This window comes from Streptomyces sp. T028 (assembly GCF_048159505.1).
Taxonomy (GTDB): Bacteria; Actinomycetota; Actinomycetes; order Streptomycetales; family Streptomycetaceae; genus Streptomyces.
This window is the reverse complement of record NZ_JBLRVZ010000001.1, coordinates 69,156-82,559: the sequence shown is the minus strand read 5'-3', so window position 1 is coordinate 82,559 and position 13,404 is coordinate 69,156. Positions and strand designations below refer to the sequence as shown.

Sequence of the window (13,404 nt, the reverse complement as noted above, 5' to 3'; positions counted from 1 at the left end):
TTGCAGATCAGTCATGTACCCAGACAAAACTGCCAAACCGCCAAACCACCGGAAGATCATTCGTTATCTTCTCGTGACCGTTTGAGCTCATGACCATCACTTGGAATGGCCAGCTTGAGTTGTCATGCATTCGGTTCGAGAGCGGGAATCCGCACCGCCCACCGGCAGCGCCGCGGCGCCCCGCCGCGAAGGCCGTCCGCACCAGCCGTCTCCCAGCGGTGGCCGCGGTGGCCGCCACCGGTCCTCCCACCGCCGGGACGGTCCGCGCCGCCGGGGCCGGACCTACCTGGTCGCCGCACTGGTGGCCGCCGGACTGCTCGGCTCCGCGGGGTTCTTCCTGACCGACGGGCGAAACGACGAGTCGAGCGCTGCTGAGCCGCGTACGCGGAGCACGGCGCACACCACGCCCACGCCCACCCCCACGCCGACCGCGACTCCGACCCCGACCCCGACCGCGACTCCGACCCCGACCCCGCCCCCCACGCCGACCCCGACTCCGACCCGCACCAAGATCGACGTCCCCGCGACGGGCCCCGGCACATTCGTCACCGCGCAGGCCGGCGGCGCGAAGGTCGGTCGGGGCAGTCGCCTGCTCCGCTACGTCGTGCAGGTCGAGAGCGGTCTCGACATCTCGCCGGACCAGGCGGCGAACGAGATCGCCGACATACTCGGCGCCCCCCGGGGCTGGACCAACAACGGCGTGTCCTCGTTCCAGCTGGTGAGCGCGGGGGAGCCCTATGACCTCAAGGTGAAGATCGCGACACCGGGGACGGCGGACGCGTTGTGCTGGGCGGGGATTCAGCAGAACACGCACGGCGAGTACAACTGCGAGGTTCCCGACGGGGTGGTGGTGAACCTCAAGCGCTGGGTGGAGGGCTCGCCCACGTTCGACGGTCCGATCCATGACTACCGGGCGCTGATCATCAACCACGAGATGGGCCACTTCCTGGACTACACGCACCAGACCTGCGCGGGTCCCGGGCAACTGGCCCCCGTGATGATGCAGCAGATCAAGGGCCTGCACGGATGCGTCGCCAACGCCTGGCCCTACGACGAGAACGGTGACCTCGTCTCCGGGCCTGCCGCGTAGCGGCCCGCAGTTACAGCTTGGTCATCTTCCGCGCCAACGGTCATCAACTGCGGACACCACGGTGGAACTCAGCGACACCACCGGTGGTCGTCTAGGCCGTCGGGCGCATCCCAGGGTGCCGTGCGCACCGCACCCGACCCACGATTCACGATTCACGATTCCTCTTCGATCGGATGGAACGAATGTCTGGATCCCGCACTGTTCGGAAACTGGCCGTCGCGGTGAGCCTGCTGCCTCTGCTGGCGGCCTGCGGCGGTGAGAAGGCATCCTCCTCGGCGGACGGCGGGACCCCTTCCGCCGGCGGAAACGCCTCCACCGGGTCCAAGGTCAATTCGTCGGGGCAGCTCGACGTTCCCGCGGACGCCAGCGAGGACCTCAAGAAGCAGTACCTCGTGGAGAACGCGATCGCGGTCTGCATGAAGAAGCAGGGCTTCCTCTACACCCCCGAAGCCCCCGAGGACTTCAGGGACAGCTACGCCACCGACGGGGCGGACTACGAGCTCACGAAGAAGTTCCGGCAGAAGTACGGCTTCGGCTACGTCGCTCCCGCTGTCTACCCCAACGATCCCCAGGTGTCGCGCAAGGACGACAGCGAGCCCTCGGCCAACGCGAAGTACATCGCCACGCTGACGCCCGCGCAGAAGACCGCCTACGAAAAGGCGCTGGGAGGTCCTCCGGAGTCGAAGACCGGCCAGACGGAATACACCGGATGCATGGGAACGGCCGACAAGGAGGTCTACGGCTCCACGTCGGTCCAAGAGCGCAGTCAGGCGTCCGCGACGCAGAACCAGAAGAACGCCCAGGCACTCAACGGTGACCAGGAACTGGTCGGCCTGGCGCAGTCGTACGCCTCGTGCCTGCAGAAGGAAGGCATCAACGTCACGACCACGCAGCCGACCAGCATCGGGGACATGGTGAAGCTGCAGCAGGCCTCCTCCCTCGCAACGTCGGTGGAGGCAGGCGCGGACGGGTCGAAGCCCGCGGAGCACTCCGCCACGGAGACCATGAGCGAGAGCGAGGCCAGGTCGAAGCTCACCAAGGAGATCGAGGTGGCGATGAAGGACCTGGCCTGCGGCAAGGACTTCCGGGCCGCCTACTTCCCGAAGTTCTTCAAGAACCCGGGGTCCACCGGTGCCGGATGAGCAACCGTTCCCGGAACCGGCCGAACCGGGTGAACCGGCCCAACCGGCCGAACCCGTCGACACCTCCGTTCGCGAGCGAAGGAAGAGCATGTCTGGATCCCGCAGTCGTCCCAGGCAGTTGGGGATCATCGTCACCGCGGTGGTGCTGGTGGGAGCGGGCGGCTGGTTCGCCGGATCGCGGCTGCAGTCGCCGGCCGACGCGGCTGCCGCGCATGAGCCACCGAAGGCAGGACCGGTCACCGTCGCCGTCGAGCGGCGGTCGCTGACCGCGAGCGTGGTGGCCCAGGGCTCGATCGAGTTCGCCTCACCGCAGAGTCTGGCCCTGGCCGGGGCGGTCGGCTCCTCGGACTCCGGCTCCGCGGCTTCCGGGTCCGAAGGCGTCGCCCAGCGCGTCACCAAGGCGCCAGTCGCCGGGAAGGAGGTGAAGGAGGGCGACGTGCTGATGCAGCTGAGCGGCCGGCCGGTGCTGGTGCTGCGGGGATCCGTTCCGATGTACCGCACGCTGAGTCCCGGCACGTCCGGAGACGACGTCAAGCAGCTCCAGAAGGCTCTGACACGGCTCGGCTTCAGTGCCGGTTCGGCCACCGGGCAGTACGGGCAGCAGCTCGCCTCGGCGGTGAGCCGCTGGTACAAGAGCAAGGGTTTTGAGGCGCAGGAGCCGAGCATCGCGGACAAGCAGCAGCTGGCAACGCTCGAAGCGGCTGTGACCACCGCTCAGCAGGGCCTCCTCACGGCCCAGGACACCGGCGGCGGATCATCCGCCTCGCCCAGCAACGGCACCGGCTCCGGCAGCGGCTCGAGCAGCAGCGGTCAAGCAGCGGCACTGCAACTGAAGTCGGCACAGCAGCAGTTGGATGCGGCCAACACCGCGCTCTCCACCTTCAAGGCCGGCTACGGAACCAAGGTCCCCGCAGGCGAGGTGGTCTTCCTGCCGGATCTGCCGGCCCGGATGGACAAGGTTTCGGTGAAGGTCGGTGACACCCCGTCCGGACCGATCGGCACGGTGACCAGCTCCGAGGTCGTGGTGCAGGCCGTGGTGCAGGCCAGTGACGCCAAGTTGCTCCACAAGGGCATGACCGCGCAGGTGGAGACCACCGACGGCAAGAAGGTGGAGGGGGAACTGGTGGCACTCGGCGACGAGGTGCCGTCGACCGATGCGAAGGACGGGCAGGCCTCGGCGGGCACGTCGGGCGGCGGGAGCACCGACGCGTCGGCTCCGGTACCGGTGCAGATCTCCCTCCCGGCGGGGAAGCTGACCAAGAACGCCAGCGGATCCGCGAAGGTGACCATCAAGGTGGGCGCCTCGGACGGTGAGGTGCTGACGGTGCCCATCGCCGCGCTCCACACCTCGGCGAGCGGTCAGGCCACGGTGCAGGTCCAGCGCGACGGCAAAGTGGTGGACGTCTCCGTCAAGGCGGGTCTGTCCGCGGAGGGACAGGTGGAGGTCACGCCGTCCGGTTCCGCCCTGAAGGCGGGCGACCAAGTGGTGATCGGGCAGTGACCGGCCTCCCCGGGGCCGTCGCGCCCGACGCCGACACGGTCATCCAACTGGTCTCCGTCGACCGCACCTTCGACTCCGAACCGCCGGTACACGCCCTGCGGGACGTGAACCTGGCCGTACGGCGCGGCGAACACCTGTCGATCGTCGGCCCGTCCGGCTCCGGCAAGTCGACGCTGCTCAACACCCTGGGACTGCTCGACCGCCCCACCTCGGGCTCCTACTGGCTCGACGGGGTCGAGACCAACACGCTCGGCGACCTGGAACGCACCTCGCTGCGCGGCGGCCGGATCGGGTTCGTCTTCCAGTCCTTCCATCTGCTGCCCTACCGGACGGTGGACGAGAACGTCATGCTGGCCGAGGCCTACCGCCGGCCACGCCCCGGGCGCGACCGGGCCGGCCGCCGCACCCGGGCCGCGGAGGCGCTGGAGCGGGTGGGCCTGGCGCACCGGTCCGGCTTCCGGCCGGACCGGCTCTCCGGTGGTGAACGCCAGCGGGTGGCGATCGCCCGGGCGCTGATGAGCGAGCCCGCTCTGCTGCTCTGCGACGAGCCCACCGGCAACCTCGACAGCGAGAACACCGAGTCGGTCCTCGACCTCTTCGACCAACTGTCGGAGCAGGGCATGACCCTGGTCGTGATCACCCACGAGGAGGCAGTCAGCAAGCGGGCCGACCGGCGGGTAAGGATCAGCGACGGTCGGCTCACCGAGGAGAACCGATGACGGCCCGAGCACGCGCCCTGGATCCGGCGGCCCCGGTGGATCCGGCGGAACCGCTGGATCCACCGGAACCGGCGGAACCGGCGTACCCTGCGGACCCTGCGGACCCTGTGGATCCACTGGTCGCCGACCAGCACAGCGGTGGTGGACGGCACTCCGCCCGCCGGGGGCGTGTACGTCGCGGCCGCGGCAGGACCCAGGGCATGGAACGTCCCTGGATGGACTTCCGGGACCTGTGGACCGAGGCGCTGGCGGGGGTGCTCGCCCGCCCGATGCGCTCTGCCCTGACCACGCTGGGAACGGTCCTGGGCATCACCACCCTGGTCATCACCATCGGCGTCTCGGCCACGGCGGGCAATCAGATCGTCGGCCGGTTCGACGCCCTCAGCGCCACCTCGGTCACGGTGGAGGTACCCCAGGCGGTCGACTCCGAGCCGCTCGTCGGCTGGTCGGGTGTCGACGCGGTCCGGCGGCTGGCCGGGGTCGAGTCGGTGGCGGCCCTCGGCGACTCCACCGACACCGCGAGCGTCCAGGTCCGTGCGAACGACGTGGTGTCTCCCGGGGACGTTTCCGGACAGACCGTGGCGGTGTTCGCCGCGTCCCCCACGCTGCCCGCCGCGGTGCGCGGCAGGATGACCGCCGGGCGTTTCTTCGACGACGGCAACATCGCCCGGCACGACCGGGTGGCGGTGCTCGGCGACCAGGCCGCACGGCTGCTCGGCATCACCTCGGTCAAGGACTCCCCCGCGGTCTTCCTGAAGGACCAGTCCTACACCGTGATCGGGATCCTCGGCGAAGCCGAGCGGGAACAGCAGCTCGCCACCTCGGTGATCCTGCCACCCACGACCGCCGAGGACCGACTGGGCCTGGGTGAGGTGACCCGGGTAGTGATCAACACCTCGCTCGGCGCGGCGAAACAGGTCGCCCACCAGGCCCCGATCGCGCTGGCTCCCGGATCCGAGGCCGCCCTCGTCGTCACGGCACCGTCCGACCCGACCAAGGCCCGCAAGGGAGTGCAGGGCGACGTCAACGGCCTGTTCCTGGTCCTCGGACTGGTCTCGCTGGTGGTCGGAGCCATCGGTATCGCCAACGTGACGCTGGTGACGGTCATGGAACGGATCGGGGAGATCGGACTGCGCCGCGCCCTCGGCGCCTCCCGCCGTCAGATCGCCGGCCAGTTCCTGGTGGAGTCGACGACCATCGGACTCCTCGGCGGCGTCATCGGCGCCGCCCTGGGCATGGTCGTCGTGGTGGCCGTCTCGGCCGTCAGGGACTGGACTCCGGTCCTGGACGTCCGTCTCGCTTTCGGAGCCCCGGTCGCCGGAGCCCTCGTCGGACTCCTGGCGGGTCTCTACCCGTCCCTGCGGGCCTCGCGCATGGAGCCCGTCGACGCGCTGCGCTCCTAGGGCCTGTCGTTTGGATCACGTCGCAGACGCGGGGGCTGGCCTGTCATGCTCAGCCTCAGTCGTTCCGCCCCGGCCGTGAGGGCGGAACGCCCGGAAGGAGCACGCCCAGGTGACGCCGTCGAAGTCCCCTCCCCCCTCCCCCTCTTCTCCCCCTTCCGTGGGCCTGGTCCTGTCCAGCGGGGCGGCTCTCGGGGCCGCGCACGCGGGGGTGCTGCGGGCCGTGGAGGAGGCGGGGATCGAGGTGGCGGCGGTGGCCGGGGCGAGCGCGGGGGCGCTGATCGGCGGGGCCTGGGCGGCCGGGGTGGACAGCGCACGCCTCACCGAACGTCTGCTGCGCGCCCAGTGGGCGGACTTCGGCACCGCCGCGATCAGCCCGCGTCTCGGTCTGCTGGACACCTCGCCGCTGGCCCGGAACATCGAGGACATGGTCGGTGACGTGCTGATCGAGAACCTGCCGACCCGTTTCGGCGCGGTGGTCACCGAACTCGGCTCCACCACACCCCGGCTGGTGACCTCCGGCTCCTTCACGGCCGCCCTGCGCGCGAGCAGCGCCGTGCCCGGTCTGTTCCCTCCGGTCCGGCTGGAGGACGGCGGGGCGCTGTGCGTCGACGGGGCCGTGGTGTCACCGCTGCCGGTGTGGGCCGCGCACCGGCTCGGCGCCGACCGCGTCATCGCCGTCGGCTTCGGCCGCGGCACCACCCGCTGGCGCCGCTGGTTCGAGTCGCGCCCGGCCCACCCCGCCCAGGGCCGCCTCCCCGACCTCTCCATCACCATCGACACCACGGGCCACTCCTCCTGGTCACCGTCGGGGGTCCCGGCCCTCATCGAGCGGGGATACGAGGCCACGCGCGCGGCACTGGAGGGGTGGCCCTGCCCCGAGGAGCCCGTCCCACCGAAGCCGACGGGCTGACACGGGCTGCCCCCTACGCCCGCCCTACGCCCGCGCCACCGCCGCGATCCACGCCTCCACGGCCGCGAAGTCCCCTTCCCCCAGCCCGAACCGGTGATCGACCCGGTGAAGCAGGGCCGGCCCCGGATGACTTGCGGCCACCCAGGCCCGATCGGCGCCGGTGATCTCGTCGTCGAGCCAGACGAACGGCCGGCCCGCGGCCCACTCGACCAACGGCCGCGTCTTCCAGTGCAGACCATGCGGACCACCGTCGGGCAGACCACCGTCGAGGGGCGCCTCCCCGTCCTCCGGCCACTCGACCACCGGCAGCGAAGGCAGCCCCAGCCAGGGCGAGAGAAGGTCGTTCGCGTCGTCCAGCCAGGTCGTCGCCCACACCGGCGTGCAACCGAGCCCGAGCAGCCGCGGCCCCAGTGCGGGGTCCAGGCGCGGCAGCAGAGGATGAGCCGAAGCCCCGTACTCCCGACCCACCCGATACTCCCGATAGGGATCCGGTCCCCCGAACGGGATCAGCGTTCCGTCGACGTCGAGGAAGAGCAGCGGCACCATCCCCCCAGGATCAGCCCTCGGCGCTCCCTTGCCCACCCCAGGGCAGCTCCCGCCCGTGCACCACGTCCAGCCGGGACACCGCGCGGGTCAGGACGACATACAGGCGGTTGAGGCCGCGGGGCTCGGCCTCGGCGATCGCTGCCGGTTCGACGGCGACGACATGGTCGTACTCGAGGCCCTTGACGAGGGTGGCGCCGATGACCGTGACGCGGCCGGAGGCGGGGGCCAGGCCGGCGGCGGCGAGGGCCTCCTCGACACGGCCGGTCGCGGTGTCCGGGGTGATCACGCCGATGGACCCCACGTGGGTGAGCGCGTCGCGTACGGCGGCGACGACCACGGAGGCCAGGTCGCCGTCCGGGGCGCGGTGGACGCGCAGTTCGCCGTCGCGGCGCAGGGAACGGGCCGGAGGTACGTCGGTGTCGAGGCGGGCGAGGAGACGGCCCGCGAGGGTGAGGACCGCGGCCGGAACGCGGAAGCCGGTTGTCAGCGGGACGATCGTCGCGTCGGGCTTGCCCAGGTGGGTCAGCTGGACCCGCCAGGAACGCGCCGCCCACGGGGTGGTGCCCTGGGCGAGGTCGCCGAGGACGGTGAGGGAGCCGAAGGGGACCCGGCGGGCGATGGCCCGGCACTCCATCGGGGAGAGGTCCTGGGCCTCGTCGACCACGACATGGCCGTAGCCCTGGGGGTGTGCGAGGAGCCCGGCGAGCTCGTCGAGGAGGACGAGGTCGGCGGCCGACCAGCGCGCCGACTTCGGTGAACGCGGCGGCTTGGCCCACAGCAGGGACTCCTGCTCGGCCGGTTCCAGCAGCCCGTCGGCCGCCCCGGCCAGCACCTCCGGGTCGCTCAGCAGCCCGGCCAGCACCTCCTCGGGACGCACCTTGGGCCACAGCGCCTCCACGCACGCGCTCACCGCCCGCGCCCGCTCGATCCGGCGCAGCCAGGCGGCCGGGGGCGGGCCGCCGCGCCGCTCCGCCTGCGTCAGGATCCGGCGCACGATCCGGCTGCGGACCCGTTCCCGTCCGACCTCGTACGGCGGCTCCTCGGCGAGCACCGCGCCCACGGTCTCGATGAGCCGATGCCCCGCGATCCGCCACCGGTACGACCCGTCGGGTACGGCCAGGTCCTCGGCGTGACCGGCCGTCATCACCCGCCCGTACACGGCGCGGCGCAGCACCTCGGCCATGCGGGCGTCGTGCTTGAGGGTGGCGGCCCGGTCGGTGTCGGTCCCGGTCACCGGGTGCCGGGCGATCTCGTTCTGGAGCGTCGACTGCCGTACGCCGGTCTCGCCGAGGGAGGGCAGGACCTCGGCGATGTAGGAGAGGAAGGTGCGGTTGGGGCCGAGGATCAGCAGACCGCCGCGTTTGACGCGCTGCGGGTGCGTGTAGAGGAGGTAGGCCGCCCGGTGCAGGCCGACGGCGGTCTTGCCGGTGCCGGGAGCGCCCTGCACACAGACGGACTCGGCGAGTCCGCCCCGTACGAGGTCGTCCTGCTCGGGCTGGATGGTGGCGGCGATGTCGCGCATGGGACCGACACGGGGGCGTTCGAGCTCACGCAGGAGAAGCCCTCCGGAGCCCTCGGAGCCGACGGACTCGGCAGACTCGGCAGACTCGGCGGACTCGCCGCGGTCGAGGTGCTCGTCCTCCAGACCGGTCAGGTCGGCGGAGTCGCCGCGGCTGCCCGGCGCCCAGCCGAACCGCCGCCGTACGGCCACGCCCTGCGGATCCCGGGCGCTGGCCTGGTAGAAGGCGCGGGAGACGGGGGCGCGCCAGTCGACGACGAGGGGAGGGGCGGCGGGGTGCTCGCTGATCCGCAGCCGGCCGATGTGGTGCCCGCCTCCTTGTACGAGGTCCAGGCGGCCGAAGAAGAGCGGGCCCTCGGGGAGTTCGTGCAGGGCCTTGGCACGGCTGCGCAACCCGTAGCCGAGGACTTCGGCGTCGGCGCCGGACGCGGAGACGTCCTCGCCGGTGACGACGTGGAGGTCGGCGCCCTCGACCATGGCGGCGAGTGCGGCACGGCAGGTGTCGTGGTGGGCGCGTTCGTGGCGGAGGGCGGTGTCGAGGTCTTGGGCGAGGTCTCGGGCGGGCCCCTTGACGGCAGGCACGGCGGGCTCGGCAGACGTCATGCGCCGAGGATAGCGAATAACGTGACCGAGTTAAAGATTTTACCGAGTAACGCCTGCCTCGTCTCCCGTGAGACCCGGAAACCCCGCCTCCAGCGCCGCGAACGCCCGCTCGGCCGCCCCGACCGCCTCCTCCCGTACGTCCGCCACCCGCTCCCCCGCCGAGATCCGCCGCCAGTTCTCCCCGGCGAGGATCCGTCGTACGGCGATGATCTGGCCGGCGGCCAGCCGGGCGTCGAGGTCACCGCCGAGGACCTCGGCGAGGGCGGCCTCGGCACGCTCCAGGTGGGCGTGGAGACGGGCGACCAGGGACGGGGTGCCGTAGAGGAGGTCGTAGAAGGAGCGGACGGCGGGATGGTCGTTGAGACCGGTGATGGGGTCGTGGGCGGCGATCCCGTCCAGGAAGTGGCGGCGCAGGGCGGGCAGGGGCGCGACCCCCTCGGCCCGCCCGGCCTCCACCACCCGCGCGGCCTCCCGCTCATGGTCGGCGATGCGGTGCAGGACCAGGTCCTCCTTGGCCGGGAAGTACCGGAAGAGGGTCGGCTTGGAGATCTCGGCCGCCGCGGCGACCTCCGCGACGGACACCGCGTCGAAGCCCCGCTCCTCGAACATCCGCACGGCGATGTCCGACACGGCCTGGTACATCCGCTGCCTCTTCCGCTCACGCAGCCCGGGGTCGCTCATGGGGTGAGCGTACGGCGGGTTCAGGGGGTGGGGGCCGTGGTGGGGCCGCGCCAAGGCGGGGGCGCGGCAAGTCTCCAGAGGTTGTCGAGGTGCCGGTTCCAGGTGGCGATGAGGGCCTTGGAGTCCTCGGCCGCCTCCAGGGACCACACGTTGAGGTCCGTGCCGTAGCCCTTGGGGTCGTAGTACTCGGGGGCGGCGCCGCGCGGCACCGTGCGGGCCATGACGTCGTAGAGGCCGTGGAGGACCAACTCCCGGTTGAAGATGCAGATCTTGTCCATAGGGATTCCGGGGTAGACACGGTATTCGCAGTGGGCGACGATCCGGCCATGGGCGGTCAGCCGTTCGGCGAGCACCGAGAGGGTCTCGTCGTACTCCTGGCACTTTCTTTCCAGGCGCTTACGGAAGTCCGGGTCGTCCTGCGGGGCTCCCTCGTCGCCGACCCGGGAGGGAACCGTCATCGGCTGCCCGAAGTCGGGGATCAGTACCCGGATGGTGACCCGCCGGGTGGGGCCGGGGTCTTCCTCGAGACCTTCGAGGCGGTGGTACAGCTCGTTGTAGAGGGTCTCCCCGGTGTAGCCGAGGAACCGTATGTCCACGGTGCGCTCCCGGAACGCCTCGCTCACGAAGCTGCCGAGCTCCCGCGACTTCACCTGTCTCCGCGCGGGCAGACGCAGCGACGTGGACAGTTCCTTCACCGCGTCGTAGAGGACATAGCCGACCAGGCTGAGCAGGGCGCCGCCGAGGTAGGCCTTGCCTTGAAGGGCGTCACCGACCGGTTTGACGAACTGCGCGGTCAGGCCGGTGACGAAGATCCCGAGGAGCAGGACCCGAATGGCCACGGGCTCGAAACGTTCCTGGTAGCGCCGCAGCGCGTTGCCGACTCCACCGCTGTCGGTCGTGGTTCGGCCCCCCCGCGCGGACATGCCCGACCCCGCCACACGCCCGCTCGGGCGCCAACTGTCCCTGCAACGACCGCCGTTCGATCAGACCATGGTCGCTCTAGGCCAGGGCGCGGGCAAGATAGGGGTTCGCTGTCACCGGCAGCGGGAGACCGAGGGAGGCGGTGGCGGTGGCGAGCGTCACGGCGTAGGAGCCGACGGCCCTTCGGACGTTGGGCGCGTCCAGGCCCACCCCGGTCACCAGACGGTCGAGGTCGATGTACGCGGAGCGGACGATCTCGATCCACCGGTAGACCCGCCAGTCCCGGCGCCAGTCGTGGGTGTACCGCTCCGGCAGTGTCCGCTCCCAGCGTCGGAACATGCGCTCCCGGATCTCCGGTCGGGTGGGCGTGAGATGCATGTGCCGGACCAGGTCGTAGAGCGGATCACCGGTCAGGGCCATCTCCCAGTCGATGAGGGTGAGCGCCAGATCGTCCGGGCGGCGCACCAGGTTCCACGGGTTGAGATCGCCGTGCAGCAGGGCAGGTGTTCGACGGCTGATCCGGTGCCGGGACAGGATCTCCCGCAACCGCCGGTCGTCGGGCAGCCCGAGGGTGCGGGCCCGCTGCAGCGACTCCTTCGGGAGGCTCCCGGCCAGACCGACCAACTGTTCCTTCAACCACTCGAAGAAGTCGGTCTCGCCCGTCTCCGGGGACACAAGGGTGCAGTCCACCCGTGTGAGCTCGCACAACTGGTCGACGAGTGCGTCCGCCTCGTGCGGGAGCAGACCGTTCACGGGGTGGTCCGGCGGCTCGTCCATCCGGGTTCCCACGTACGTGTGTACCGCGAAGGGGTCGTTCGGATGGCTCTCGCCCAGTGCGAGAACCCGCGGCGCCGCCACCCGGGCGCCCGAGTCCTGGATCGCCCTGAGGACGACGTGCTCGCTCAGGTAGCTCGGTTCCCTGCGGGAGACGTTGGGCAGTTTGCGGCGTACGACCACGGGATGGAGGATGCCCGGCACCCAGACCACCGAGTTGAGGTGGGCGGTGCCCTTGAACACCCGGTGCGCCGGGGCGGCTCCCTCGGCGAGCAGGGCATCCCGCACGGCGGAGGCCGGGAAACCGGTCAGCTCCCGGAAGCGCGGGTCCGGCTTCCAGGCACCGGCCTTCGCGGTCCAGCGCGGATCGTGGAGGTCGTCGCGGGAGGCCAGCCAGCGGAAGAGGGCGCGCTCGATCTCATCCTCGCTGGGCACGTTCCTGAGCCGCAGTGGTTCCTCCGCCGTCTTCAGCGCCCTGCGCACCCGCGCCGTCGCCTCGTGCAGCTTCTTCTGGGTGAACGACTTCCCCAGAGACCGAGCGGCCCGCATGACGTCGGGGTAGACCGACTGGGCCCGCGCGAAGCTGACGTAGTGGTTCAGATCCCTGGCCAGGCCATGGGACGCGGCGGGCCGGCACACCTCCATCGCCTCGGCCCACGCGTCGACCACCTCGGTCCACTGGTGCGTCGGGTACTGCGTGCGCACCAGGTGGGTGGCCAGGTCGTGCAGGGGGTCGCCGTAGGTCGCGAGTTCCCAGTCGACGCAGACGACGGGCTGGTCCTCGGAAGGCGTCACGATCAGGTTGCCCCGGTGCAGGTCCCCGTGGAGCAGACTGTACGGCCGCCGGGTCATCGCGGGAACCCGCTCGGCCAGCCCGAGGAGCGCGTCGTCCGGCATGCCGAGCGCCTTGAACAGGCCCCCGAACTCGGACCAGTTCGGCTTGCGGATCTGCTTGTCGGCATGGTGGACCAGCGCCTTCAGGAAGGCCTGGCTGTCGCTGTGGTGGGCGGGCAGGGAGGCCGGCAGGGGCGGCAGCGCCGCCCGGCGCACCAGGGTCGTCTGGGCCAGCTGGCGGACCAGCGCCCTGATGTGCAGGGTGTCGACAGGCTTACCGTTTCCGCAGATCTCGGAGAGGGGTACGCCGTCCACATAACTGTGGATGGCGTACCCCGACCGCTTCACCAGGCATTCGGGCGCGTTGGACAGGACGCTGCGTACGGCGCCCAGGATCACCGCCTCGTTCCGCCACGTCCTGATCACCGCGGGCAGCGCGTCGGAGCGAGGAATCCGTACGGTGACCGGGGTGCCGGCGTCACGGTCCAGCAGCCGGGCCACGTTCTCCGTCAAGGGCAGCACATAGTTGCGATGGTGGTGGCCGCTGGACGCCCGCGTCGCTTTCGCGTCCCTGACGAAGGCTCGGAGGACCCCGTCTGCGGCGGTTCGTTCCCCGAGGTGCCGAGGGGGAACAAAGTGGTCGACCACTGGCCGCTCCGGTGGGTGCGCGGGGATGGGTATGGCAATCGTGGAGTGCCATGTGGTGCGCCGCACGACCGGGGTGGCCGGTGGGGTGAGCACAGGAGTGAATACGTACGACA

At 71.0% G+C, this 13,404-nt stretch carries 11 protein-coding genes; 6 read left to right on the top strand and 5 right to left on the bottom strand.

Annotated features, from left to right (window positions below; genetic code table 11):
• Nucleotides 1-124 precede the first annotated feature (124 nt).
• The 6 genes from ACLZN2_RS00440 (at nucleotide 125) to ACLZN2_RS00415 (ending at nucleotide 6,765) form a co-directional block, all read left to right on the top strand.
• Nucleotides 125-1,090, top strand: a complete 966-nt coding sequence (locus ACLZN2_RS00440; RefSeq protein ID WP_416976272.1) for a DUF3152 domain-containing protein — start codon at nucleotides 125-127, stop codon at nucleotides 1,088-1,090.
• A 221-nt stretch (nucleotides 1,091-1,311) separates the two neighbouring features.
• On the top strand, nucleotides 1,312-2,232 hold the full coding sequence (locus tag ACLZN2_RS00435) for a hypothetical protein (protein WP_416976271.1): 921 nt from the start codon (nucleotides 1,312-1,314) through the stop codon (nucleotides 2,230-2,232).
• An 88-nt stretch (nucleotides 2,233-2,320) separates the two neighbouring features.
• Nucleotides 2,321-3,733: a peptidoglycan-binding protein gene (locus ACLZN2_RS00430; RefSeq protein WP_416976270.1), complete on the top strand. Its 1,413-nt coding sequence runs from the start codon at nucleotides 2,321-2,323 to the stop codon at nucleotides 3,731-3,733.
• On the top strand, nucleotides 3,730-4,452 hold the full coding sequence (locus ACLZN2_RS00425; RefSeq protein WP_416976269.1) for an ABC transporter ATP-binding protein: 723 nt from the start codon (nucleotides 3,730-3,732) through the stop codon (nucleotides 4,450-4,452). The genes ACLZN2_RS00430 and ACLZN2_RS00425 overlap by 4 nt, the downstream gene beginning before the upstream one ends.
• A gap of 200 nt (nucleotides 4,453-4,652) precedes the next feature.
• Nucleotides 4,653-5,855 carry an ABC transporter permease gene (locus ACLZN2_RS00420; RefSeq protein ID WP_416976268.1) on the top strand — a complete coding sequence of 401 codons (1,203 nt, stop codon included), beginning with the start codon at nucleotides 4,653-4,655 and terminating at the stop codon, nucleotides 5,853-5,855.
• Between the two features lie 109 nt (nucleotides 5,856-5,964).
• Nucleotides 5,965-6,765 carry a patatin-like phospholipase family protein gene (locus ACLZN2_RS00415; RefSeq protein ID WP_416976267.1) on the top strand — a complete coding sequence of 267 codons (801 nt, stop codon included), beginning with the start codon at nucleotides 5,965-5,967 and terminating at the stop codon, nucleotides 6,763-6,765.
• 24 nt (nucleotides 6,766-6,789) lie between these two features.
• Here ACLZN2_RS00415 and ACLZN2_RS00410 read toward each other — a convergent pair whose 3' ends face one another.
• The 5 genes from ACLZN2_RS00410 to ACLZN2_RS00390 form a co-directional block, all read right to left on the bottom strand.
• Entirely contained in the window at nucleotides 6,790-7,311 is a 522-nt protein-coding gene (locus tag ACLZN2_RS00410) for a hypothetical protein (protein WP_416976266.1), read from the bottom strand.
• Nucleotides 7,312-7,321: 10 nt separating this feature from the next.
• Nucleotides 7,322-9,433, bottom strand: a complete 2,112-nt coding sequence (locus ACLZN2_RS00405; RefSeq protein ID WP_416976265.1) for a HelD family protein — start codon at nucleotides 9,431-9,433, stop codon at nucleotides 7,322-7,324.
• Between the two features lie 39 nt (nucleotides 9,434-9,472).
• On the bottom strand, nucleotides 9,473-10,114 hold the full coding sequence (locus ACLZN2_RS00400; RefSeq protein ID WP_416976264.1) for a TetR/AcrR family transcriptional regulator: 642 nt from the start codon (nucleotides 10,112-10,114) through the stop codon (nucleotides 9,473-9,475).
• Between the two features lie 20 nt (nucleotides 10,115-10,134).
• On the bottom strand, nucleotides 10,135-11,037 hold the full coding sequence (locus ACLZN2_RS00395) for a hypothetical protein (RefSeq protein ID WP_416976263.1): 903 nt from the start codon (nucleotides 11,035-11,037) through the stop codon (nucleotides 10,135-10,137).
• Nucleotides 11,038-11,113: 76 nt separating this feature from the next.
• On the bottom strand, nucleotides 11,114-13,291 hold the full coding sequence (locus ACLZN2_RS00390) for a phosphotransferase family protein (protein ID WP_416976262.1): 2,178 nt from the start codon (nucleotides 13,289-13,291) through the stop codon (nucleotides 11,114-11,116).
• Nucleotides 13,292-13,404 lie beyond the last annotated feature (113 nt).